The 24,197-nt window shown below is 36.5% G+C and carries 19 protein-coding genes; 8 read left to right on the top strand and 11 right to left on the bottom strand.

Annotated features, from left to right (window positions below; genetic code table 11):
• The first annotated feature begins 110 nt into the window (after positions 1 to 110).
• Positions 111 to 596, top strand: a complete 486-nt coding sequence (locus tag MKY70_RS27190) for a VanZ family protein (protein ID WP_001080696.1) — start codon at positions 111 to 113, stop codon at positions 594 to 596.
• A gap of 155 nt (positions 597 to 751) precedes the next feature.
• Here MKY70_RS27190 and MKY70_RS27185 read toward each other — a convergent pair whose 3' ends face one another.
• Positions 752 to 3,508, bottom strand: coding sequence for a DEAD/DEAH box helicase (locus MKY70_RS27185; RefSeq protein ID WP_088031766.1), 2,757 nt, complete (start codon positions 3,506 to 3,508; stop codon positions 752 to 754).
• The gene (locus MKY70_RS27180; protein WP_341026173.1) at positions 3,492 to 5,111 is read right to left on the bottom strand and encodes an SWIM zinc finger family protein; all 1,620 of its coding nucleotides are present in this window, start codon (positions 5,109 to 5,111) and stop codon (positions 3,492 to 3,494) included. Before MKY70_RS27180 ends, MKY70_RS27185 begins: the two co-directional genes overlap by 17 nt.
• 158 nt (positions 5,112 to 5,269) lie before the next feature.
• Between MKY70_RS27180 and MKY70_RS27175 the strand changes: the two genes are divergently transcribed.
• The 3 genes from MKY70_RS27175 to MKY70_RS27165 are packed head-to-tail and all read left to right on the top strand — an operon-like array spanning position 5,270 to position 8,710.
• Complete coding sequence (locus tag MKY70_RS27175) at positions 5,270 to 5,758, top strand: zinc ribbon domain-containing protein (protein ID WP_002034798.1); 489 nt, start codon at positions 5,270 to 5,272, stop codon at positions 5,756 to 5,758.
• 5 nt (positions 5,759 to 5,763) lie between these two features.
• Positions 5,764 to 7,317, top strand: coding sequence for a hypothetical protein (locus MKY70_RS27170; protein ID WP_341026171.1), 1,554 nt, complete (start codon positions 5,764 to 5,766; stop codon positions 7,315 to 7,317).
• Between the two features lie 13 nt (positions 7,318 to 7,330).
• Positions 7,331 to 8,710, top strand: coding sequence for a zinc ribbon domain-containing protein (locus MKY70_RS27165; RefSeq protein ID WP_341026170.1), 1,380 nt, complete (start codon positions 7,331 to 7,333; stop codon positions 8,708 to 8,710).
• 194 nt (positions 8,711 to 8,904) lie between these two features.
• On the opposite strand, the gene MKY70_RS27160 is transcribed toward MKY70_RS27165, so the two are convergent.
• Entirely contained in the window at positions 8,905 to 9,207 is a 303-nt protein-coding gene (locus MKY70_RS27160; RefSeq protein ID WP_002034795.1) for a DUF3910 family protein, read from the bottom strand.
• An 85-nt stretch (positions 9,208 to 9,292) separates the two neighbouring features.
• On the bottom strand, positions 9,293 to 10,171 hold the full coding sequence (locus MKY70_RS27155; RefSeq protein WP_088031769.1) for a cell wall-binding protein EntA: 879 nt from the start codon (positions 10,169 to 10,171) through the stop codon (positions 9,293 to 9,295).
• 677 nt (positions 10,172 to 10,848) lie between these two features.
• Between MKY70_RS27155 and opuD the strand changes: the two genes are divergently transcribed.
• Together opuD and MKY70_RS27145 are read left to right on the top strand one after the other, a co-directional pair.
• On the top strand, positions 10,849 to 12,363 hold the full coding sequence (gene opuD / locus MKY70_RS27150; protein ID WP_088031770.1) for a glycine betaine transporter OpuD: 1,515 nt from the start codon (positions 10,849 to 10,851) through the stop codon (positions 12,361 to 12,363).
• 306 nt (positions 12,364 to 12,669) lie between these two features.
• A complete protein-coding gene (locus MKY70_RS27145; protein ID WP_341026169.1) occupies positions 12,670 to 12,804 on the top strand; it encodes a hypothetical protein in 135 nt (44 codons plus the stop codon).
• 155 nt (positions 12,805 to 12,959) lie between these two features.
• On the opposite strand, the gene MKY70_RS27140 is transcribed toward MKY70_RS27145, so the two are convergent.
• The 6 genes from MKY70_RS27140 to MKY70_RS27115 form a co-directional block, all read right to left on the bottom strand.
• Positions 12,960 to 14,261 carry a glycosyltransferase family 2 protein gene (locus MKY70_RS27140; RefSeq protein WP_002129979.1) on the bottom strand — a complete coding sequence of 434 codons (1,302 nt, stop codon included), beginning with the start codon at positions 14,259 to 14,261 and terminating at the stop codon, positions 12,960 to 12,962.
• Positions 14,258 to 15,013, bottom strand: a complete 756-nt coding sequence (locus MKY70_RS27135; protein ID WP_012262004.1) for a diguanylate cyclase domain-containing protein — start codon at positions 15,011 to 15,013, stop codon at positions 14,258 to 14,260. Before MKY70_RS27135 ends, MKY70_RS27140 begins: the two co-directional genes overlap by 4 nt.
• Before the next feature lie 266 nt (positions 15,014 to 15,279).
• Positions 15,280 to 16,491: a NupC/NupG family nucleoside CNT transporter gene (locus MKY70_RS27130; protein ID WP_341026167.1), complete on the bottom strand. Its 1,212-nt coding sequence runs from the start codon at positions 16,489 to 16,491 to the stop codon at positions 15,280 to 15,282.
• Between the two features lie 363 nt (positions 16,492 to 16,854).
• Positions 16,855 to 18,588 (bottom strand): C40 family peptidase, encoded by a 1,734-nt coding sequence (locus MKY70_RS27125; RefSeq protein ID WP_341026166.1) that lies wholly within the window; start codon positions 18,586 to 18,588, stop codon positions 16,855 to 16,857.
• Between the two features lie 210 nt (positions 18,589 to 18,798).
• Positions 18,799 to 19,683, bottom strand: a complete 885-nt coding sequence (locus tag MKY70_RS27120) for a D-amino-acid transaminase (RefSeq protein ID WP_002016184.1) — start codon at positions 19,681 to 19,683, stop codon at positions 18,799 to 18,801.
• A 575-nt stretch (positions 19,684 to 20,258) separates the two neighbouring features.
• Positions 20,259 to 22,187, bottom strand: a complete 1,929-nt coding sequence (locus MKY70_RS27115) for an LTA synthase family protein (protein WP_002191187.1) — start codon at positions 22,185 to 22,187, stop codon at positions 20,259 to 20,261.
• A gap of 550 nt (positions 22,188 to 22,737) precedes the next feature.
• On the opposite strand from MKY70_RS27115, the gene MKY70_RS27110 reads away from it, so the two are divergent.
• Positions 22,738 to 23,103 (top strand): YkvA family protein, encoded by a 366-nt coding sequence (locus MKY70_RS27110; protein ID WP_002016186.1) that lies wholly within the window; start codon positions 22,738 to 22,740, stop codon positions 23,101 to 23,103.
• A 50-nt stretch (positions 23,104 to 23,153) separates the two neighbouring features.
• Entirely contained in the window at positions 23,154 to 23,645 is a 492-nt protein-coding gene (locus tag MKY70_RS27105; RefSeq protein ID WP_002089644.1) for a metal-binding protein, read from the top strand.
• Between the two features lie 176 nt (positions 23,646 to 23,821).
• Here MKY70_RS27105 and MKY70_RS27100 read toward each other — a convergent pair whose 3' ends face one another.
• Positions 23,822 to 24,139, bottom strand: coding sequence for a DUF4870 domain-containing protein (locus MKY70_RS27100; protein WP_341026164.1), 318 nt, complete (start codon positions 24,137 to 24,139; stop codon positions 23,822 to 23,824).
• Positions 24,140 to 24,197: the final 58 nt, after the last annotated feature.

Raw genomic sequence — 24,197 nt, 5'->3', positions numbered from 1 at the left:
TTTATCACCCCCTTTCACTTTATAAATAGGGTGTAAATGTCATGTTTTGGCGTGAAATTTTTTCTTTTTTTTGGTACTCTTAAAAGACTAAGAGAGGGGTTTTCGGGAGAATGAATCGTAAATGGTTATTTTGGATTCCTGTATTACTATGGATGGGGATTATTTTCTATTCTTCAGCACAGCCATATAAAAAACAGGATATGCGCTCGGATATTGAGCAATATGTAAATGCTGAGTTTGTGAAAGAGCATTTTTCATGGGTATCTATCGATTATGGGGGAGGTACACCTGTTAGTATCGCAAATAAAGGTGTAGGTGGATTTGTTGAGTTTTTCCTTCGTAAAGGTGCTCATTTTATGGTGTTCTTTATGCTCGGTTCACTGACGTATTATGCTTTTCATCGATCGGGTTATTCGAGAAAAAGGTGCTTTGCATACGCCCTCCTTTTCGTTGCGGGGTATGCAACATTTGATGAAATTCATCAATGGTTTACGGGAGACCGTACACCGATGTGGCAAGATTCATTGCTTGATACGTGCGGCGGGTTAACAGGAATTATAATAAGCAATTGGTTTTGGCATAGAAAAAGGAGCTAATCTCATTTAGAGATTTGCTCCTTTTTCATTTATCCCGCTATTTGTGGGAATAGAAAGATCCACCTTATCCCGCATTAACTGCCCGTAAAAGCCCGATTGGTGAAGGCTAATAATCAGTGGGGGATGAACAAAACCCCATTGATTAAAGTTTCACTTTATACGCCAAGTAATTCTTTTAGTTCGTCGGTTGATAGTTCGGTCATCCAACTATCGCTTGTAATGACGGCGTTATTTAATGATTGTTTTCGTTCTAACATTTCATCAATCTTCTCTTCAAGTGTTCCCGTTGTAATAAGCTTATGAACGTGAACGAAGCGTTTTTGACCGATGCGATAAGCACGGTCTGTTGCTTGGTTTTCTACAGCTGGATTCCACCAACGGTCATAGTGAATAACATGGTTGGCGGCAGTTAAGTTTAATCCTGTTCCGCCAGCCTTTAACGATAAGATGAAGATGTCATACGTTCCGTTTTGGAACTGCTCAATCATCTTGTCACGCTCTTTCTTCGGTACGCTCCCGTTTAAGAAGAGGACGCGCTGACCGAATGTTTCTTCTAACATACTTTTTAGCATGTTCCCCATGCCAATGTACTGAGTGAAGATTAAGCAACTTTCATTTTGGTCTTTTATATTTTCGATGAGCTCCATTACCGTTTTTGTTTTCATAGAGCGCTCGACGATATTTTGTGGTTCTTCTTCTTTCAAATAAAGGGCTGGGTGATTACAAATTTGTTTTAGCTTGTTCAGCATAAGTAATATAAATCCGCGTCTTTCAATTCCGCTTAATCCTTCTACATTTTGTAATGTATCTTGAACAAGTTGTTCATATAAGGAAGCTTGTTCACCAGTTAGTGGACAATAAGCTTTCTGTTCTTGTTTATCTGGTAAGTTTAATGCGACCGTTTGATCTTTCTTCGTACGACGCAGTAAAAACGGCGAGATAAACCGCTGAACTTGCTGGATTTTTCCTTCATCGCGGTCCTTTTCAATCGGTGTGACGAAGCGGCGCTGGAATTGTCCTAAGCTTCCGAGATACCCATGATTGATAAAGTCGAAAATAGACCAAAGCTCAGCAAGTCGGTTTTCCATCGGTGTACCGGTTAAAGCAATTTTGTGATTTGCTTGTAGGTTTCTTACTGCTTTCGACTGTTTCGTATGTGGGTTTTTTATATTTTGTGCTTCGTCTAAAATAACAGCGTCCCAGCATAACGTACTAAGTTCTTCTTCATCAAGCTGAGCTAATGCATAAGAAGTTAATATAACATCTGCTGATTGAAGAAAATCTTTAAATGACTCATCCTTAGATCGGTTACTTCCATAGTGTAACTGAACACGTAAACTTGGTGCGAAACGCTCGAATTCTTTTTGCCAATTTCCAAGGACTGATGTTGGTGCCACAATTAATGCAGGACCTGTTTGGAGATTGTTTTCTTTAGCGTATAGTAAGTAAGTTATCGTTTGAATACTTTTTCCGAGTCCCATATCATCGGCTAATAACGCTCCAAATCCAAGCTTTCGTAAGTATAGTAACCACTCAACACCGTGTTGTTGATACGGGCGGAGTGTTGCTTGTAGCGAAGATGGTACATCTACTTTTGGAATATCTCCAATGTGCAGAAGTTTTTGGAAAAGCTCTTCGTAATATCCATCTAGTTCGATTTCAATATCGGTAAACGGACTATTGTCTTCTACAATTTCTGTTTCTGCCGTATTAGATAAATGTTGCTGCAACACATCTTTCATTTCAAGTCCATATTTATCGGCACGGTGCATTAGTTTTTTTACTTCTTCAATAAAGGCAGGATCAAGTCTCATCCATTGACCATTTAAATTGAAAAGACGTTTGTTTTGTTCAACGAGTTCGAAAAATTCACTTTCTGATAAATCAATTCCGTCCGTTGAAATGCGCCAGTCGAAATTAACGAGCGTATTCATGCCGAAGAAAGACTGTGTTTGTGCTGTACTTTGCTTCAGCTGTACACGCAACCTCGGTTTTGTTGCTTTTAAATTTTGCCACCATGATGGTAGTAAAATTGTAATACCTGCTGCCAGTAATTCATTACTTGCTTCGGTTAAGAAGTTCCAAGCTTCCGTTTCAAAGAGTTCTTCTCGGAACTTGTCGTCCTCTTTTAGCCACGGTACGAGCTTACTGAATCCTTCTTGTGTTTCAAGGATACGTTCTTCGTAATCGTGCCATCGTTTTGGTAAGGAATCGATACTTTCATATACATATATGCGATGTGCACCACGTTTTGGTGTAACGATTGTTTCAAGCTTCCACATTTCAAGTTCTTCTTGCGGTTCTTGTAGTCTTAAGCCGACTGTAAATGGAAGATCATCTTCAATGTAACCAATTTTTCGAAGCCAATCCTCTTCATGTAGTGCTGCTTCCAATTGCCTTTTCGTAAAGTCGTAATGTTCGTATAGTCTCTTTGCATCTTCCCATCCGTCATTTGAGCGAGCATCTTGCAAAATACTTTCGTTCACAGCGGCAGAGAAAAGAGATGCTAACATGTCATCTTCAATTGAGGTATTCTGAACTTTCCAAGATGGCTGCTGAGACCAATGCTTCATGTCAGGTGCGAAGCTGCCGCTGACGAAAGCGTCCCATAATTCACTTGCGTCCTTTGTAAGTGCCGTAATAGGACCGTTCATTTGCATATTTGCAAATGAATTCATCGGTTTATTTGCGATGTATTCAAATGCCTGTGCATTCGTTAACATAACGCCTTGTTTTCCCTCATACGTTGCTTCTTTTAAAAACGTTCCGTAGAAAGAAGTAGAGTGCCATGCGAATGCATTTTTTTTCCAAGTTGCTACGGATAAGAGCGTACCGCTATCATCTTCTCCCCAAAGGAACCAACCTTGACTAACGTGCTGGAGCCTAATTGTTACTTCAGTTTGTATGATCATCGATTAATTTTCCTCTCCGTAATTCCTCTTGTAGTGCACGCAGACGTGAATGTAAGTTAGCGATATGAATAATGAAAGCATCCCATTCATCAGTTCGCTTCAGTCGTTTATAAAGCATACGTAATTTCTTTAAGTAACGAACGGCACGTTTATATGATTTGCGATTTCGCTCTTCAATTGCTTCCATTGCGGCATGGTGATAAAGAGGAAGTGCTGCTTCGGGCGCTTCTTTTTCAATATCTTTCAATGGTTCTTTCAAAAGTTCGATTACTTCGAATCCATATAAGAGCTGAAGTTCTGTCCATGCATGGTATTGTTTCTTCGCAAGTACATATTGTTCATAATTTGTGAAACTATACGGTAATAGTTCTTGTAAAATCATTTCTAATCCCGCTTGTTCATTCGTATGTGTTGCATATGTCTCATACATCATCACAAATAATCGAACGATATCTTGTATGAAGACGGTATTTTCTTGTTCCGTTATCGTTTCTTTTACTTGTTTATAAGTAAAGGAAAGCCAATCTTTCCCGCGGTCCCACTCCATCGCACTTAATAACTCTTCTAACCAATAGAAGTAAAGGCTCACAACAGAAGAAGGCTGTTTTTCCAGTAATTCCATTGCCGATACATCTTCACCGTTTAAAAAGAGCAGGTGAGAAGATGCTAATGCTTTGGAAAGTGGATTGATTTTAGTATTGATTCGTTTTTTTTCTTCTTGTAGCTGCTCCTCTGTTCTTAACAGTTCACCCCATACGTGACGATAAATGAAGAATCGCTCTTGTGTATAGGCATCGGTAGAGAAGAATGATTCATGTATAAGCCGCGCTGTTTCTTCTAAAATCGGTTTGGATTCTTCTGGAATCGCCTCTGTTTTTAGGTCCCTAACGGTAGATTCAACTTTATCAACGAATAGGCGAACGACGTTAACTGGTTGGTGATAAGAATATAGTTTGTTTGCTTCAAATTCTTGAATTTCTTCTAATAATTTTTGAAAGCAATAAAGTGCCGCGTGCAACTTAAATAATTCATGAATAGCAACGATGCGCGGAGCTTTCCGTTCTAATTTTGTATAGAAGTCTGTAAAAAGACTCATAAGAAAATACATTTGTTTATAAGTGAGCCGCGCTTGTTCTTTTTTAAATGATTCATATTCATTTTCAAAGTATGTTTGCCAACTTTTATAATCCATTTCTTCAAAAGCTGATGATTGCAATACTTGTCGTGCAGTTCGAATAGGAGGAAGAGAAGGTTTTGTATTATTTTTGAATAAAGTTAATACATCTCCTACTTGCCCAAAACTAGAAGCTGCAGATAGTAACACAGCAAGCATATGCTGACATTGCGTTGGCGCGAAGCAATCGCAATAGCTTTCAGTGACATTACGAATCGGAATGTGAACACTATATACACTGCCTTCAGCATTTACAGTTCCGGATAGCGTATAGCCATCAAAGTCAACGTTATAGACAACACCACTACGATATAGTTGCCGAGCTGTAGCGACATGCTCTTGATCAGCAACTTGCTGTGGATCAAGCCCTTGAACGAACTCATTCGCAATCATCATAATTTCATCTTTCGTAATTGAGTCTTGCAGCATAATATTCCTCCGTACACAGATTTCTTTCCTTTACCATTATAAACAAAAAATGCTCAAAACAGAAAAAATGAAATTCTAATTACACAATTAGAAAATCATGGTAATATATATAATGTTAATTTTGTATATTACTATGTAATTAAAAGGAGAGAATTTGTTTGTCAGATTTACAATCGAAGTTTGGTAATGGCATGAATAAGTTGCAAGAGGGAATTGAGCAAGGCAAGATGAAGTTGCAAGTAGCACAGGAAATGGCGCAATTAAAGAAGATTACACAAGAGAAGTTACAAGAAAAAACTGAAATTTTACTTGAACTTGGTCAAACGGTATATATGCAACTTCGTGATGATGAAGTTCGAATAGATTTGTTGAAAGCTATTGTAGCACCAGTGCAAGAGCTTGATGTTGCTATTTATAACACGCGCAGACAAATTTCTAATTTACAGAGACAAGAACAAAAAGGACAGTGTAGTTGCGGTGGTCCATTATCATTAAATGATAAATTTTGCGGGCAGTGCGGTAAAGAAAATGAGTTACTCCTTCAATCAAAAAATATTGAAAAAGAAGCATGTTCTTCATGTGGTGAACAAATTGCAACGGAAGCTACATTCTGTCCAGCATGTGGTATGAAGCAAAGTAAGGAGTGAGGAACATGTATTGTAAAATTTGCGGTTTAGAACAGCCGGAGGCAGTAAACTATTGTACACATGACGGCTCAAGTACGGATAGTATAGATAGCCATGTTATGTTAGTCCCGCAATCTTCGAAGTATTGCCGAACATGTGGACAGGAAAGTAAAGAATATGCTACATATTGTGAGAAATGCGGTGATTCTTTATTAGGAGTCGCCCAAAAAGAATCGAACATGAAATTACCAAATGCAGGAGCGCAATTACATGTAAATGCATCAGGAAGTATGCTGAAAAAAGGATTATTCGGTGGTGCTTTTGCAATTGTATGTATGTTCATTGCAGGCTTCATTGGCAGTTTAATAATAGATTCTGCTATAAATGATGTAGTGGAGACAGCGGTTAGAAATACGGATGGTATGTTGAATATGAATACCATTAATCAATCATTTATTGGTATAGCACCATTAATTTTAATGTGTCATTTAATAGGTATTGAAATTAGCGGGAGCGGGGCATACACGATGTCATTCCTTCTTCATATGCCATTATTCATCTTGGTAACTATTCCGGCACTTATATTAGGTGGAAGTGGATTTTTTGTTGAAAGAAAAAAACCTTCAATTAGTTGGCGAGAGAAGTTCATGACATCATGTGTAATTGGCATGATATACGGTATTTTCTTATGTATTGTAAGCTTTATGGCAAGTTCTTCTACATCTATTTCTTATTTCTATCAAACGATGACTATTGATGTTGTATATTCTCATGTTGTTAGTTTATTGTTTGGTATTATATTTGGCCTATTATTCAGCTTTATTGGTATGAGTATTGAAGCAGGACCACATCGTATGCTTTCTTCTACTAGTCAGTTTGTCCCGTATGTAACGTCTATTTATTATAGTATATTGACTGTTTTGAAAGGACTACTTATTACATTTGGTATTATACTTATTACGATTTTATTTAGTAGTTCAAAATCAATGGGTCCAATTGATTTTCCAGAGAAGGCGTATAAAGTATTACTTTCTTTAGAAGCAACACCTTTCATGTGGAATATGGCCCACCTTTCTCCAACTGAAATTGAGTGGGGAAATATGGAGAGAGAAATGCATAGATATTCAGTCGAAAAAGGGCCACTGCATGTATCGTATATGTCAGGCATATCAATACAGGGTACGTCTTTAAAAGACCTGGAAATCGCTAATGGTGCTAGTGCTGATCGTATAAAAGATATTGATGATTTTAATTCGTATTTACATTGGTGGGGATTATTAATTCTTCTACCATGTATTCTACTAGTTAGGGCTGGAATGAAATTGGCTCAATATCGTATGCGAAATATGTACGTAACTATAGCAGTGTTTAGTGCTGTTTATACAGTGATGATGCTTTGTGTAAATGGATTAGCAAAAATTCATATTACAGCTTCAGGAAGTAAGGAAATTATGAAGGAGTTCGCTGGAATTTCTGGACCGATATTATCTATTCAAAGTAACACGCTATATTTAATAGTAGGTAGTTTTCTTATTTCTTACTTATTAACATTCGCGGGTATGAAATTAGTGAAAAAATAAGGGGGAGAAATACTTGAAGTTTTGTGGAACATGCAATAAACAAGTTGCGGATCATTTGAACTTTTGTCCTGATTGCGGAAGTAAAGTAGAAGAAATTGCTGATCAAACAGCTTCTTCTCACTCAGAAATGCGTAGAGAAACAAAGTCAGTGAAAAGTAAGAAGAACATGTTTTTACTTATAGGTTTTGTCATTGTTTTTGCTATTTTGTTTGGCGCATATAAATTCGGTGCGAGCAAGTTTTCGAAGGAAAAGCAAGTAAATGCAATGATTGAAGCATTCCAAAATAAAGATGTGAATGCAATCGATGAGATTTTGAAAGTAGACGATCCAACCTTAAAGGTTAAGACAGAAGATATTAAGGCGTATATCCGTTATTTAAAAGAGAATCTTTCTTATAATAAAGAACTGTTATCATATTTGCAAAGAGAGACAGTAGATCAAAAGTTAGCAAGTGATAAAGCATCTTTTAAAGATGGGAAAATTATAGAAGACGGGAAAGAATGGTTCTTGTATCCGAAGTATAAGTTCAGCATGAAGTCGTATTACATGAATGTTAGCACAACTGCAAAGAATGCTGAAATATATGTGAATGATAAAAAAGAAACAGAGCTTTCTAGTGATAAAACTTCGAAAGAATTAGGTCCATACTTCCCGGGTGCTTATGTTGTAAAGGCAAAGGCGAAGACGGAACTTGCTGAATTAGAGACAGAAAAAGAAGTGGATTTAGCAGATGAAAAGAATGGGACAGTAGAAGTGAATTTATCACTTGAAGGAAATTATATAACCATTTCATCTGATGAAAATGATGCAACTGTATTTGTTAATGGCAAGAAACGTGGAAAGTTAAATTACGGAAGTTATAAACTTGGTCCTGTACCAACGGATGAAACGGTAGAAGTACATTTAGAGAAAAACGCTGAATTTGGTGTGATGAAATCTGAAAGTATTAAAGTTGGAGATCAAAGTACATATTACTTAAAGTTCCCAAAAGAAGCTTCTAGTTCAGCGGTTGGAGATTTTGTACAAAATCATATTTATAATAACGTGCGTGCAATTGCATTAAACGATTTTAGTTTAATTGAAAATGATTATGATAAGAGCGGGAAATCGTATAAGGAAGACCGTGATTACTTACAATATCTACACAAAAAAGGAATTACAGAAGATTTATTGACAATGAATATTCGCAATGTAGAACGTCAAAGTGCAACGAAATATAAAGTAACGACATATGAAGAATATCATATTCGTTACGGTGACGGCTCTGTAAAATTCAAGAGCTTTAATAATGACCATATCGTTACTGTTAATGGAAATGGAAAGATATTGTACCATTCTCTTGGAGCGAATAATACGCTGAAATCAGAGGAAGTATCTGGTCCGACTCATTAATATAAGAAAGAGGCTGTTCAATTTTGAACAGCCTCTTTCTTTAGGTAGCTTGCCGTTATTGTCAATCTTTGACGGTAAATCGATATTCCATGTTGAACCGTTGATATAATTTTCTCTACTCGTGTTCATGAAGGGAAAGTAAAAAGGATATCACCTAGTTGGGAAATTCTACTAGGTGATATCCTTTTTTGCAATTAGAAGCGGGCTTCCTTTAATATCGCTTGTACATATGGATCATTTAATATTTGCTTTATGAGCGGTAGCATTTCTTGCTCGAATGGAATATCAATAGGGAATGGTTTTTGAGAGCCTGGTTTTATTCCGTATTGTACGAGTTTGTAATGTGTATTTTCTTCAGACTTGAGCACAATTAATTTATAGCGATTGTCATCGTTTGTTAGTGAGAAGTCAATTGCGATTGCATCATATGTTACATCATCTTTATATATGTACGGCTTTGGTGTACCGACCCAGTCTACCTTAGCTTGTAAATTCATGGACGTCACCTCCTTATATGTATTATATAAAAAATAAAAGCCAGCTCTCAATAAAGAGAACCGGCTGTAATTTAGCAGTCATTGGTTATTTTAAAATTTTCACTTTAACAGTTTTGCGTCCCCATTTTTGAGCAGCGCTATCTGATCCAAGTAGGATGTCGATACGGTTACCTTTAATTGCACCGCCAGTATCTCCAGCGATAGCTTCTCCGTAACCTTCTACCCATACTTTAGATCCTAATGGGATTACTTTCGGGTCAACAGCGATCATTTTCATGTTTGGGTTCGCTGTTAAGTCATGACCCATTGCAGTTAATACACGGCCGCCGTATGTGCCACCGTTTTCACTTGGGTGAGCTGTATATGCCGTAGCTACAACTGTTAACTCACGACCACCAGAAGGTGTGCTAGTCTCAGCAGCTTTCACAGCAGGCTTAGCAGCAGGTTTTGCTTGTGCTGCAGGTGCTTGAGCTTTAGCTGGTGCTACAGTTTTAGCAGGAGCAGGTTGTTCTTGTTTCTCGATAACAGGTGCTGTACCTGTTAAGAAAGGAACGTGAACATAAGCTGTTTTCCCGTTATATTCAAATTGTAACCACTCATTTTGTACTTGGTTCGTTGTTTCGATCATATCGTCTTTCTTAAGCGTTCCAAGAATTTCTGAGTTTGTGTTCGCTTCAGCACGTACATTTAATACGTTAGCTGTTACATAGTAAGAGTTCTTTGTAAACTCTGCACTTACGAATGCGTCTTTACCATCTAATTTGATTTGTGACCATCCGTTTTCTGTATTTAGAACATCTAATTTATGACCATTCTGTAATTTATCGACAACTTTTGATTCAGTAGTAGGGTTTTCACGTACGTTTAGTACGTCTGTTGTTACAACAGTTTCTGCATTAGCAGATGCGGTGAAAATCCCAAGACCAAAAACTGCTGCTGTTGCTATTCCAATTAATTTTTTCATGATAGCCTCCATTGCGTTTGTTTTCGTGTCCTCATTATAGCAACAGATTTTTTCGGATTTTGGGAAAACACACAATTACAAACCATTCGTAATAAGTCGTTAACACTTTGTAATATAGCTAGAATGAGAGGAAAGCGTTTTTCATTCCATATAATTAGTAGGTTTCTAGTTATATTCAAAATATTTAATACAACATATTTTTTTCGGTGCAAATAAAAATATTACAGGAGTGTTACATAATGATTACTATACAGTTACATTCCTTGAGTATTTTACCGTTTTATGGGTAATATAGTTATATAAACATAAACATCTCGTTTGTGAAGTTATAAACACGCGCTATATACTAGCAAAAAACCGCATAATTGTTACAAGAAGAAAGGGTTGTAAAGAATAAATCTGCCCTTTTTTAAAACTGTAACACATCCTTTTTTGGGGAAATCTCTTCCCATCCGCATTTTTCTCACACAATTTGACAGTAGTATTCCAATCTTGTAGCTCTTGCAGAGTGGAAAGGTTGTACGGAAGGTAAGGCTGTCCATAAGAACTCTAATTGGTGAAGGCAAACTTGAGAGAGCCGAAAGAAAATCACCACAAAAAACTATGGTTTTCTATCCGATTTAACATATCGGAATTTATGATTTTTACAAGAAATGAAACATACGAAGGGGGATTTGATGAGGAAACTGACGAAAACATTTATTGTCTCATTAACATTATGTATTGCATTTACACTTTGGGGGATTATTCCCGAATCTATTATTGGAAAAGGTAGCTTAGGAAATGTAACGACTGTAATTCAAGCTGCGTTAGTTAGTAAGTTTGGATGGTTCTATATTATTTCCGTTTCTATTTTCTTAGGAATTGCTATTTTCTTAATTGTTTCTAAGTACGGTTCGATTCGTTTAGGTAAAGATGATGATGAACCTGATTATAGTTATATGACATGGTTTGCTATGTTATTTAGTGCCGGTATGGGAATCGGTTTGGTTTTCTGGGGTGTCGCAGAACCGATGAACCATTTATACACACCTCCGTTTGGAGAGAGTGCGACTGAAGAGAGTGCACGCCTTGCACTTCGTTTCTCATTTTTCCATTGGGGATTACATCCGTGGGGATTATATGCACTTGTAGCATTATGTATTGCGTATTTTACATTTAGAAAAGGAAGAGCAAGTACAATTAGTGCGGCGGTAGGTCCGCTATTTAAAGGCGGTGAACATGGCCGTATTGCCCATATGTTTGATGTTCTAGCTGTATTTGCGACAGTATTTGGTGTGGCGACATCATTAGGACTTGGGGCAAAGCAAATTGCGGGTGGTGTTAGTTATTTAACATCCATTCCAAACTCATTATCGACACAGCTAGTAATCATCGGAATTGTAACTGTTCTTTATATGCTATCTGCGCAAACGGGACTCGATAAAGGAATTAAATATTTAAGTAATGCGAATATTATTTTAGCGTTTGCACTTATGATAATTGTATTATTTGCAGGTCCAACAAACTTTATTATGAATTATTTCACTTCAACAATCGGTTCATACATTCAAGAATTGCCAAGTATGAGTTTCCGTTTAAGTCCATTAAATGAAGGTGGAAATCAATGGATTCAGTCATGGACAATTTTCTACTGGGCATGGTGGATTGCATGGTCACCATTCGTAGGTACGTTTATTGCTCGTGTGTCACGCGGGCGTACAATTCGTGAATTTGTTGTTGGTGTGTTACTCGTACCAACAGTAATTGGTGCGCTTTGGTTCTCTGTTTTCGGAGGAACAGGTATTCACATGGAGCTATTTGATGGTGCAAATATATATGGACAAATTAAAGAAATGGGCACAGAAGTAGGATTGTTTGCTATGTTAGACCAAATGGGTAGTATAGGACCGGCTTTATGTGTGTTAGCCATTTTACTTATTTCAACATTCTTTATTACATCGGCAGACTCTGCTACGTTTGTTCTAGCGATGTTAACGACACATGGTAGCTTAAACCCACCAAATCGTATTAAAATGGTTTGGGGTATTGTTCTAGCGGCGTTAGCTTCGATCTTATTGTATGTCGGAGGATTAGAGGCGCTGCAAACTGCTTCGATTATTGCGGCCTTCCCGTTCGTATTTGTTATTTTCTTTATGATTGCAGCACTATTTAAAGAGTTGCAAAAAGAAGGACGTATGAAACAACATTAATAATAGAAGAAAAAAATTATGTATATATAAATAGTATTAGGACTGCCGACATTCGGCAGTCCTTTTTCACTGTTCTATACTATTGTAGGAAAAGCATTACTTTGTTGCGGAATACTATAGATATCGGTAATTTAAAAAGAAAAATCGATATAGTTCGACATTATCCGATATTTTACACATTATATTCATATTTTTGACAAAAATATGTCGGAAATGTGTTGTTACTTTTATGTATATGTGCTATATTATTTCCTGTAAGCGATTTCAAATAGTTTTAAAGCGCATTCAAGGGGGACAACTAGAATAATGAAACGTTACGAAAGAAAGTGGAAGCATATTTGTTTGAAACGTGCGGCACATCGAAATGCCCAAGAAAGCACGGAACCAAAGACTGAAACTCGTAAAGAGCATCAAGAGAAGCAATTGGTTCTACAAAAATAGCAATCACTTTTTCGTATATAAATGAAGGTCGATCGTTCGTTGGGGGATGGACGTGAAATAACTTTCAGCTAAGGGGTATTGTCTGATATATATAGTATTACGGTAAAAAATAAGCACAGAGCATACGGCGCTCTGTGCTTATTTTTTAATGAAATCTATTTTTCTTTTTTAAATCGTACTGTTTTATCCCAACCAATTACTTGTTTCTTGCTCTTTGCACGTAAGTAAAGAATGAGACTGCGAATAAACAAATACGTAAAGAGCTGTGCGTACGTAAAGTACATAATGACGCTTATGAAAATATTGGTCGGTGTAAAGGTTCGTTCGACGCTCTGAGCGCTAAATAATTGAGAAACATATGTAATATATGCGACATACCACATAAATAGTAATGGAATGCTATATTGAATTTGGAATATGCCGAGCAGTCCAATTATAAACCAAACGTTTGAAATGATTAGGAATAGCCAAAATACGACATACACTAAAACTTGTTGTAAGGAATGGACGAGAAGTTTCCCTTTAAAAAAGCTTAATGAAGAAAACATTTTTTCTAAAATGTATAAGTTTCCTTGAAGCCAACGTGTCCGCTGTTTTATAAGGATTTTTAAATGTTCAGGTTCTTGTTCCCATGTAATCGATTCCGGGACGATTGGTAAGAGATAGCCCTTTTGGGTAATTCTTAATGTTAATTCGGCATCCTCTGCAATTGCATAAGGATCATAGCCGCCAAGTTCTTCTAATGCGGAACGACGAAGAAGCATGTTTGTTCCGGTTAGTGAACCTGTTTGGAATAATAGCCAGCGTCCAGATTGCATAAGGAGCTGGAAAATCTGAAATTCTAATGAAATCATTCGTGTAAGCCAGTTTCTTTTCTCATTTACTGTACGAACGTGTCCAACTGCTCCAACGGCATCCTTTGTTGTTTCAGCATGTTCTACGAGCATTCGCAGTGCATGTGGTTCAGGTTGATTATCTGCATCGTAAACACAGAAATATTCACCATCCGAAATGCTAAGGCCGTAGTTTAATACACGCGATTTTCCTTTCGGTTCGCCAGGTGGTACACGAATGTGATGAATATGAGCATAAGCTTTGTCGAAATCATCGCCAATTTCAGGTGTTTCATCTTGAGAGTTATCGTTTAATAAATAAACGTTTAGTTTGCCTGGGTATTCAATCTTTGCCATTGCTTCTAATGTATCTTTAATAACCACCCCTTCATTATGGGCAGGTATTAAAATATCTACACTTGGATAATGTTCTAGCGTACGATCTTTTCGCTTACTATTTCGATGAATTAAGCCTGCGAGTGTTAAGAGAGAGTAGTAAACGAGTAGGCCTGAGAATAGAAAGGCAGTAAAAATAAGTACATATTTGATTGAAAATGTGATGCTAATCCAAAATACGAGTACGCAAAACAGAAGGAATAAAAGGAGTATAACGAGTGTCATCATAATAATGTCTGTCCTTTTGTCGTGATTTGTTCTCGTTTTATTTTAATGTCTTGAATTGCTTCAGCAGCAAGCCATTGCTCCATTTTTGGATGTAGACGGTTCATTACAATGTCAGCACCGGCTTCATTTGTATTTTGTAATAAAATGACTAATGTGTTGCTGTCATATTCAGCAGCAAGGTCAAAGTCAGCTCTGACTGTATCAACTAACAATGAAGCTACACGATCCATGACACTTTCCTTCGTATATTTACTAAAGGAAGTGAAATCAAAGAAAATGATAATGCCTGTTTCATTACGACGATTCATTGCAGTTGTTAATAATGCTTGTCGTCTTTCGAATTCTTGTCTTGTTAATAATTTTGATTCTCCAATGTATTGCTCAAGCACTCTTACCCGTTCAGTTAACTCTTTATTTTTAAGGATAACCTTTTTTAATAGATGGGTTGAAATATAAACAATGAAGAAGTTAGCTGCCATCAGGAAGTGGGTAATAATATATTCCCATTGATCTGATGTACTCCATAAGTGAAGCCACGCTTGATAAAATAAATAGAATACTGAAATGATTGTTCCCAGTATGAAGAAAATAAATGCTGTTTTATCAGGTAAAAATAGGAATAGTACATTTATGATGACATATATAATTGTAAAAATGAGCGCGTGCTCATATTTCGTCACATGTACAGTAGTAAAATAAAATAAAATTTGTAAAATCCACATAGAGAGGACTTTATAGGACTTATCTTTCACGAAACGTTCCTCCTTAAAGCTAATTCGTGCTGGATATTTGTAGTATGCACAATTATTAAGAAATGGACCATGTAGCTGGAAGTCTTTTTTTAGTGAGCGACATCAGGTAGTATCCCTCTTGTACAAGAAAAAATAAACAGACATACATACTAATTATTGTAACATAGCGTCTATACATCTATACATAAAGTATTTAATATATATAAAAATTATATTTATGTTATATAAAAAAGTCTCCTCTTTAAAAGAGGAGACTTTACATGAGTTTATAGGAACATCATACCTGCGACTGCTGCGTTTAAGAAGTTCGCTAGTGTACCAGCGATAACTGCTTTAATCCCTAATTGTGCAATTTGTTTACGGCGAGTAGGAGCTAACGTTCCAGTTACACCTAATTGAATTGCAATAGAAGAGAAGTTTGCGAATCCACAGATTGCGAATGTTAAAATCAGATTTGTTTTTGCAGAGAACTCTGCCATATGTGGTCCTAAGTTTGCATATGCAACGAATTCGTTGATTGCAAGTTTTTGACCGATAAAGCTTGCTGCTTGTATAGCTTCACCTGGAGAAACCCCGATTAAGATTGCAAATGGTGATAATAAGTAACCGAAGATTAAATCTAGGCTAAGTTTAATATCGAACCAAGAACCAACCAATCCTAGTAATCCATTTAATAAAGCGATTAATGCGATGAAAGCCATTAACATTGCTGCTACGTTAATAACAAGTTGCATACCTTCAGATGCACCACGTGCAGCTGCATCAATAACGTTTGCGTCTTCACGTTCTGTAGAAAGCTCAACGTTATTATCTACTTCTTCTGTTTCTGGCATAATTAGTTTTGCAATTAATAAACTTGATGGAGCTGCCATAATTGCTGCTGCTAATAAGTGTTCTAACGGAATTCCCATCGCTGCATAGCCGACAAGAACTGACCCGGCAACAGCCGTCATACCACTTACCATAATAGTGAAGAATTCACTGTTAGTTAAACGTGCTAAGTATGGTTTAATTAAAATTGGTGCCTCAGTTTGTCCTAAAAATACAGTTGTTACTGAGTTTAAACTTTCTGCTTTTGAAGTTCCAAGAAGTTTACTTAATGCACCACCAACGACACTAACAAATTTCTGCATAATACCGAAATGATATAAGATTGCTACTAATGAACTAATAAATACAATTGGAAGTAGTGCTTGAATAAAGAAGACAAATCCCCAAGGGCCTTTTGCGTTGACTAAATCCCCAGCAACGAACCTAATTCCCTCGTAAGAAAAATTAATTAATCCTTGAACACCATCAGCAGCGTATTTTAAACCTGCTTTTCCGGCATCCCATCGTAATACGATAAATGAAAATGACATTTGTAATGCTAGCGCGATTAAAATTGTGCGCCAATTAATAGCTTTGCGGTTGGAAGATAGTAAGAAAGCAATTGCTAATACTCCAATCACACCGCCAATTCCCCATAAAACATTCATGCAGTGTATGCTCCTTCCTCATAGTAAAAAAGTGTATAAACCAGTTGTCTATACTTTTGCGAATATAACATCTTAAGTAACTTATCATAATGGACATCGGAGGTCAAACGTCTAATGAAAAGTTTAAATAAAAAGAAAATTCTTTGAAAAAACACATATAAAATGAATAGACATGAAATAGGTTATGTTTTTTTTGGAAATATATTCATTATGATAACGTTTTGGGCAATTTTAATAGAATATAGTGTATGAAATAGGAGAATGAACGCATAATTTTTTCGTAGAGAGAATGAAAGGGAATTACTATATCGAGTCCTTTAAAAAAAAGCCTTCTAGTAAACTAGAAGGCTCTGAAGCTATAAATTAAGGTGCTTTCGTATACCCTAAGAAATGGCTTTTCCAATAAGAATTGTTTAATGAAGCGATTGCTACACCTTTATCTCCAGATTGGATAAATGATCCGCCCCCAAGGTAGATACCCATGTGAGAAGGACCTGCTTTATAAGTGTCTTTGAAATAAATTAAGTCTCCAGGTTGTGGACTTGAAGTTTGTGGTAAGCTGCTCCAATATCCAGCAACACTTTGGCGGCTAATGTTATGACCAAATTTCTTAAATACGTGGTAGATGTAACCACTGCAGTCAACACCATTAGCAGAAGTACCGCCCCAAACGTATGGTACGCCTTGCATAGATTTCGCGTATGCAAGTAGAGAAGAACTGTCACCGCTATTATTAGTGTTATTGTTATTGTTGTTATTATTTTGATTGTTATTTTGGTTGTCGTTAGGCTTATTATCTACTGCGCCACCAACTGGTGTTTTAGATAGGAAACGTGTTCCGATGTAACCAGTTTGACCGTTGTAGTTAATTTTGCTCCATCCAGAGTTTTCAGAGATTACTTGAACCTTCTGTCCTTGTGGAAGTGCGCCTATGATTCTATAATTTGTACCTTCGCCGCTACGTACATTTAGTGCAGAAGCATTAATGTAGTAGTCACCAATTGCACCTTGTTCAGGTTGTTTCGGTTGCTCAGGAGTAGCAGTGCCACCTTTGACGAATTTTACAAATTCGCTACTAACATAGCCTGTTTTTCCTTGGTAGTTTACTTTAAACCAGCCGTTTTCAGATCCGACTACGTTTAATGTTGTGCCATTTAACACGCCGCCAATTACACTATGGTAAGCAGCAGGGCCTGTACGAACACGTAGAGATGTTGCGTTAACAACGTAAGTACCACCAGTTTGAATAGTTCCATTATTATTTTGCTCTTGGTTGTTACCTTGAGTGACGTTTTCGTTAGAACCGCCTTTTGTTACGTAGTCCTTGCTTAAGTAAGCTGTTTGTCCTGCGTAATTGATTTTGAACCAATCTTGAACTTCGCCTACAACTTGTACTACTTGTCCTTGTTTAACAGAACCTACAGTTGGATGAGAAGTGCTAGGACCTGTACGAACGCGAAGGGAAGATACATTTACTGTATAGTTTCCACTTGCTGGTTGAACGGTTGCTTCATTGTTACTATTGTTGTTATTGCTTGTAGAGCCAGTATTTGAAGAAGCGCCTGATACAAATTGGCTACTAACATAACCAGTTTGTCCGTTATGGTTGATTTTCACCCAACCATTTTCTTCTCCAATTACGTTTAAAGTTTGTCCTTCATATACACGTCCTGAAACAGAACTAGAAGTGTTAGGAGCTGTACGTACACGTAATACATCGGCAGTAACTTTATTCTTTCCACCTGTTGTACTTACATTAGAATTACTTGCTCCATTTTTTGATACAAATTCGCCACTGACAAAGCCAGTTTTTCCATTATGGTTAATTTTGAACCAACCATTTTCTTCTCCAATTACGTTTAACGATTGACCATTATAAACGCGAGAGATGACGTCGTGAGAAGTACTTGATCCTGCACGAACATGTAGTACGCTAGCATTCACCGTATATGATGAATTGTTTGATGCGGAAGCTTGGACAGTTTGTGTAGCAGCTTTTTGTGTATTTTGTTCAGGGGCAGCTTGAACGCTATCAAGTGTAGGGGCTGCTCCTCCTGCTACAGACACTGCCGCAAGACCGGCAAGGTATTTTTTCATAATTTGTCGATTCCTTTCTGTCTGTAATGTAGTTAAGAAATATTTACCAACTGTTAAAAATTCTAAAGAGCATGTCGATTACTGTCAAGACTTATGTGGTAATCTGAATATGAAAAAAAGGTTACAAAAAAAAATCAAGGTATAAATCTGCACCTTGATTTCCATTTAAATACATATATTTGATGTGGAAAATAAGAAGATTATTCGTATTTAGGAAGATGTGCTGTTGGATTTTAAAAGGCTTTGAGAAAATGACCTTTGTAGTAATTTGGTGATAGGGCCAACTTGACCATCTTGAATTGCAGTTCCATCGAGATGGGTCATCGGTAAAATTTCAATAGTCGTTCCCGTAAAGAAGCATTCATCTGCTTGATAAACATCGCGAACGCTGAAAAGCTCTTCCTTTACAGGAAGTTGAAGAGTGTTAGCTAAAGAAAGGACGTACTGACGAATAATGCCGTTTAAAATAAGGTGATTGGCTGGATGCGTATACAGTGTTCCGTTTTTTATAAGAAAGAAGTTAGAGTGGCTACCTTCAGTTACAATACCATTTCGTACGAGAAGTGCTTCTTTACAACCTTTGCGTTCAGCTTTCGTATAAGCTAATACATTTGGTAATAAATTTAACGATTTAATATCACAGCGGAGCCAGCGTGTATCAGGTTCTGATATAGCACGTACACCGTATTCAATCCATAAAGATGGTCTTTCTTTTTTTGAAATATAAGCATAGATTGTCGGAGATATGTCATATGAAAATGCATGTGCTCGAGCTTGTACACCACGAGATACTTGTAAGTAAATTGTTCCGTCTTCGTGGAAATTATTGTTTTCAATTAATTTGTAGAGTAAGATGATGAGTTCGGCTTTTGAGAAAGGAAGTGATAATTCTATTTCTTCAAGGGATCGATATAATCTTGTTAAATGTGGGTCTAATAAGTGAAAGTTTCCGTTATAAAGGCGAATAACTTCATAGACGCCATCACCAAATTGTAAACCTCTTTCTTCAAGTTCTATGTATGCGCGATGTTTTGTTGTATCAATAACTGCATCATTCCATAGTACAAATCTTTCGTATGCCAATTTTCGTCCCATCCTTTCGTTAGTACATGAATAAAAATCACTATAGTAATTTTTATGTAAGCAATTCTCTACATATGACGTATATGTATTTGTAAATCACAGAGAAGTAGTGGTGATTTATCCTGCATTAACTGCCCGTAAACGCCCGATTGGTGAGGGCTAATAATCAGTGGGGGATGAACAAAACACCCACTGATTAAAGTTTCACTTTATAGCATTTTGTATATACAAATTCGGAAATGAGAAATAAGAATCCTGCTTTTTGAAAAAAAAAAAGCAACATTCGTATGGAATGCTGCACAAGGAGGGTAGCTATCATTCATAGGGACATCGTCTTTACAGGTTTCATTTATGCAAACAAAACACTTGGAAAGACAATTATAAGAAAGTTGAAAACAAATGATGCACACATTTCTCTAAGGGATCTTATTGAAGATGAGAGATAAGAAATATGTGGAACCTTGTTTACATATTTTATTATAAAGATGTTTCGTTAATGTGGTGTAAATATTAGGTGAAGGTTATGTAATTTTAAAGTTAATGAATAGGAGAGGAAGGATAGCAGAAAATAAAAAAAGAGGCTGAGATTACTCAGCGCTCTTCTTTTCTTCTTTAATAGCGGTCTTTACTTCACCAGTTTTGATCTTGTTACTTTCAGAGAAGCGAAGTAAGTCACCTTCAATGATTTTGTCAGACATGTTCAATTCATTTTGGGCACGATCAATTAGTGGTTGAGATTCTTCTTTCGGTAATTGCACAACTTCGCCAGTAGTACGGTCGTAGAATGTACTGTTCGTGTACATGTACTTATCTGTAACGAAGCTACCGTCACGAAGAACAACGAATCCTTTATTTTCTGGTGAGAATACATCATGACCGAATTGAATTTGATTCGTAGAATCTACACCAAGTAAGTTTAGAATTGTTGGCTTAATGTCAATTTCACCAGTTGGTTTTGAAATTGTTTTACCTTCTTTTTGACCTGGAACGTGAATAAACATCGGTGTTTTTTGTAAGTTCATATGGTCAAATGTAGTGATTTCTTCTTTTCCTAAGAACTGTGCCATTGCACGGTTATGGTTTTCAGAAATACCATAGTGATCACCGTAGAATACGATAACTGAGTTGTCGTAAATACCTTCTGCTTTTAGACGCTCAATAAAGTGTTTCATTGCTTCGTCTAAATAGCGAGCAGTTACCATGTAACGGTCAAATACGCCATCACCAGAATTGTATTCATCGATTAATTTCGTACTGTCATCATAAGTGAATGGGTAATGGTTTGTTAAAGTAAGGAAGCGAGTATAGAACGGTTGCTTCACTTCTTTTAACATATCGATAGATTGATCGAAGTATTCGATATCTTTTAATCCCCAATTTAATTTTGTTTCTGGCGTAATTTTGTAGTCAAGCTCGTTGTAGTAACGATCATAACCAAGTGCCGGATACATAATGTTACGGTTCCAGAACGTTGCGTTATTCGCGTGGAATACTGATGTGTGATATCCTTGCTGACGCAAAATTTCTGGAGTTGCTGTATATTCGTTATTACCGTGTGTGAAGAATACAGCACCACGGTCTAGTGGATACATTGAAGTATCTACTAAGAATTCAGCATCAGACGTTTTACCTTGCCCAGTTTGATGGAAGAAGTTATCGAAGTAATAACTTTCTTTCGCAAATTGGTTTAGGAATGGTGTAACTTCTTGTCCGTTAACTTGCGCACCAATTAAGAATGTTTGTAATGATTCAAGAGAGACAACAATTACGTTTTTCCCTTTTGCAGTACCAAACATATTTGGATCTGGTTTACTTTGTGTTGTTTTCACGTAGTTTTCTGTTTCTTGTAATTTACTACCATCAGCAAACGCTTTTTGTGAACTTGATTTTGCTTGTAAGCCAAGATCGTATGCTTGGTGTACATATAATCCTAAGTTTTTAACAAGCATAACGCGGTCGAATGAACGTGTTAATAGTTCTGGACGCTCAGCTTCTGCAAATCCTAGGTTTACGCAGAAAATAGCAACCGTTGACACGAAGTATAGAGAACGCATCGGACGCGCTACACGTTCTGTCGGTGCAAAATCTTTCTTCTTCTTCAATAGAACGAAGAATACGATAATATCCGCAAATGCAAGGATGATTTTGTAGTTAAATAATTCTTTCACACTAGAACCTAAACTTCCGAAATTAGACGTTTGTCCTAGTACTGGTAAAGTAACGAAGTCATTGTAGAATCCGTAGAACATTACGTTACCAACAAGAATGAACGTTAAGATAAAGTTAATTCCTAGTGCTATATAGTTACGTTTTTTCCCTTTTGCAAATAATGCAAGACCCACAAACAGTAATGATGCTGCTAATGGACTAATGAATAAAATGAATTCTTGCATGAAAGATTCAAGTTTTAAATCGAAGCTAGTGCGTGTAATGATGTAGGATTTTAGCCATACGGCCAAAGCTACGAATAAAGTAAAACGCACATTTTGAAATTGTGATTTCATGGTTTCTTTCATTCATTTCCACCCTTTCTCTATCAGGCTTGGTCGATTTTGGAGCGAAAAATGTTAAAATAAAAAATACATAGTTTTCTTGGCCATAATTAGAGTTTCTATATTCACCCATATACGACTTTAACTATGCATACCCTTTTTGGTTTCTTGTGCTGCTCATAAGCATAACGTCATTTCTGTATTATACAACAAAATTCATTTCTGAGAAACACTATACCATTTTACATTTTTTGTATGTGATTTGTCACTACCAGAGAAAACTTTAACATTCGTTTATATGCCCGTCAACTAGAAAATATAACAAAAATAGAAAAGAATGTTAAGCGGAATTGAAAGTTTTTTGGTTGAGAAATATGGAATAGAAATCTTTAAGTGGTTGTCTAGAAAACTATTATATGAAGGAAAATATGAAAAAATTAACGAACACTTGTTCTTTTTGGTTTTGTTTGTTACAATGAAATTTCATTGATAGATTATGTGTAATTTTGATGAACTTTTACTGATAACATAACATATTGTAGCTTATTTCTTTTGAAAATAGGGAGGCTTTTGAATGAAACAAAAATTTTCAGTTGAAGCGTTTTGGAAGAAAATAAAACATGTTGCGAAGCAGGCAGGGCAGTCGGTAATCTATGCGAGTTTATTGTTGTTTTACGTGTTGCAAAGACCGGATGTTCCAAAACGAGTGAAAATTATTGTAATCGGAGCACTTGCTTATTTCATTGCACCGATTGATGCCATTCCAGATTTCATTGCTGGAGTCGGTTATACGGATGATTTAGGTGCGTTAATGGCCGCACTATTACAAGCATCGATATACGTAAATGAAGATGTGAAAGATAAGGCACGAGTGAAGTTGGCAGAATGGTTTGGTTCGGATATAGACACATCATTTATCGATCAAAAATTAGATCAATAGGTGAGAACTGTCATAGGATGACAGGGCGAACGTAAGCGAGGAAGTGCATTATGCCATCAGGAAGAACGCATACGAAAATAAACTTAATATCCCTTCCGGTTGTTTTGTTTATGCTCTTTTCGTATGGATTAACAAGTTTTGATTTTTTATTAACCTTTGCAATTGGCTTTTTAGTAGGTACTTCATTTTTAACACCGGATTTAGATACGTACAGTAATGCGTATAATAAATGGGGATTCCTCCGTATTTTTTGGTATCCATATAGGAGCGTAATGCCCCATCGTTCCTTCTTCACACATACGATTATAATTGGTGATATTATTCGTATTGCATACATGTTAATCGTGTTTTCTCCGTTTTTATTCCTATTAAATATAATCGCATTCGGTGGAAATTTAATAGAAATTGCGAAGGAACACGAGGTTGAAATTGTAACGTTTGTAATGGGGATTGTTGTGGCGAGTACGCTCCACATTATAGCGGATAAAGCGAATACGCGCCGAAAGAAAATGATGAGAAAAAAGAAGAAACGCAGAAGATAAAAAAACCGTCCCAAAAGGTATTTTGGGACGGTTTTTTCTTATTAATAGGTAGGTTATTCTTGTCGTATTTTGTAGTTAAGTCGATATTCATTGTCGAATCGCCGATAAAATTTCATTTACGATCATGCGACATTAATTTTTGGACAGTTCCTTTTTAATCAAACGTTTGTTTAAAACTAAGCTTTCAGTATCTTAATACCTTTCACGATATTCCAAATGAAGTAGTATAAGCTAATGATTCCGCAAATGCATAAGACGATGATTGCTCCAATTCCAAGTGTTACGTCTGGTTGATCAGATCCGATGCCCATAATTCCTAAAATAACTAATCCAATAAATGAAGCGATGCTTGGAATGATATGTGTCCATAGAGCACGTTTCGCATGTGGTTTCGTTTCAGAATCGCCCACAATCCACACGATAATAGGGAATAAGATAGGTGCAAATAATACACTAAAGTATGATAAAGCTGCTAATATTTTGTTTCCGTTCATATATATCACCTCATAAGTAATGTCCGTTGTTATACTTTTAGTATGCGATAAATTTGGC

It is taken from the genome of Bacillus sp. FSL R9-9492 (assembly GCF_038007365.1).
Classification (GTDB): Bacteria; Bacillota; Bacilli; order Bacillales; family Bacillaceae_G; genus Bacillus_A; species Bacillus_A mycoides.
This window is presented reverse-complemented; position numbering and strand designations above follow the sequence as displayed.

What these genes read in the sequence shown, in the direction of transcription:
- MKY70_RS27160 (WP_002034795.1), bottom strand. Translation starts at nt 9,207, where the DNA reads ATGAATTTACAAGCTAAGGTAGACTGGGTCGGTACACCAAAGCCGTAC.
- MKY70_RS27110 (WP_002016186.1), top strand. Translation starts at nt 22,738, where the DNA reads ATGAAACAAAAATTTTCAGTTGAAGCGTTTTGGAAGAAAATAAAACAT.
- MKY70_RS27105 (WP_002089644.1), top strand. Translation starts at nt 23,154, where the DNA reads ATGCCATCAGGAAGAACGCATACGAAAATAAACTTAATATCCCTTCCG.
- MKY70_RS27130 (WP_341026167.1), bottom strand. Translation starts at nt 16,491, where the DNA reads ATGAATGTTTTATGGGGAATTGGCGGTGTGATTGGAGTATTAGCAATT.
- MKY70_RS27100 (WP_341026164.1), bottom strand. Translation starts at nt 24,139, where the DNA reads ATGAACGGAAACAAAATATTAGCAGCTTTATCATACTTTAGTGTATTA.
- MKY70_RS27145 (WP_341026169.1), top strand. Translation starts at nt 12,670, where the DNA reads ATGAAACGTTACGAAAGAAAGTGGAAGCATATTTGTTTGAAACGTGCG.
- MKY70_RS27140 (WP_002129979.1), bottom strand. Translation starts at nt 14,261, where the DNA reads ATGATGACACTCGTTATACTCCTTTTATTCCTTCTGTTTTGCGTACTC.
- MKY70_RS27180 (WP_341026173.1), bottom strand. Translation starts at nt 5,111, where the DNA reads ATGCTGCAAGACTCAATTACGAAAGATGAAATTATGATGATTGCGAAT.
- MKY70_RS27125 (WP_341026166.1), bottom strand. Translation starts at nt 18,588, where the DNA reads ATGAAAAAATACCTTGCCGGTCTTGCGGCAGTGTCTGTAGCAGGAGGA.
- MKY70_RS27155 (WP_088031769.1), bottom strand. Translation starts at nt 10,171, where the DNA reads ATGAAAAAATTAATTGGAATAGCAACAGCAGCAGTTTTTGGTCTTGGG.
- MKY70_RS27115 (WP_002191187.1), bottom strand. Translation starts at nt 22,187, where the DNA reads ATGAAAGAAACCATGAAATCACAATTTCAAAATGTGCGTTTTACTTTA.
- MKY70_RS27185 (WP_088031766.1), bottom strand. Translation starts at nt 3,508, where the DNA reads ATGATCATACAAACTGAAGTAACAATTAGGCTCCAGCACGTTAGTCAA.
- opuD (WP_088031770.1), top strand. Translation starts at nt 10,849, where the DNA reads ATGAGGAAACTGACGAAAACATTTATTGTCTCATTAACATTATGTATT.
- MKY70_RS27170 (WP_341026171.1), top strand. Translation starts at nt 5,764, where the DNA reads ATGTATTGTAAAATTTGCGGTTTAGAACAGCCGGAGGCAGTAAACTAT.
- MKY70_RS27190 (WP_001080696.1), top strand. Translation starts at nt 111, where the DNA reads ATGAATCGTAAATGGTTATTTTGGATTCCTGTATTACTATGGATGGGG.
- MKY70_RS27120 (WP_002016184.1), bottom strand. Translation starts at nt 19,683, where the DNA reads ATGGGACGAAAATTGGCATACGAAAGATTTGTACTATGGAATGATGCA.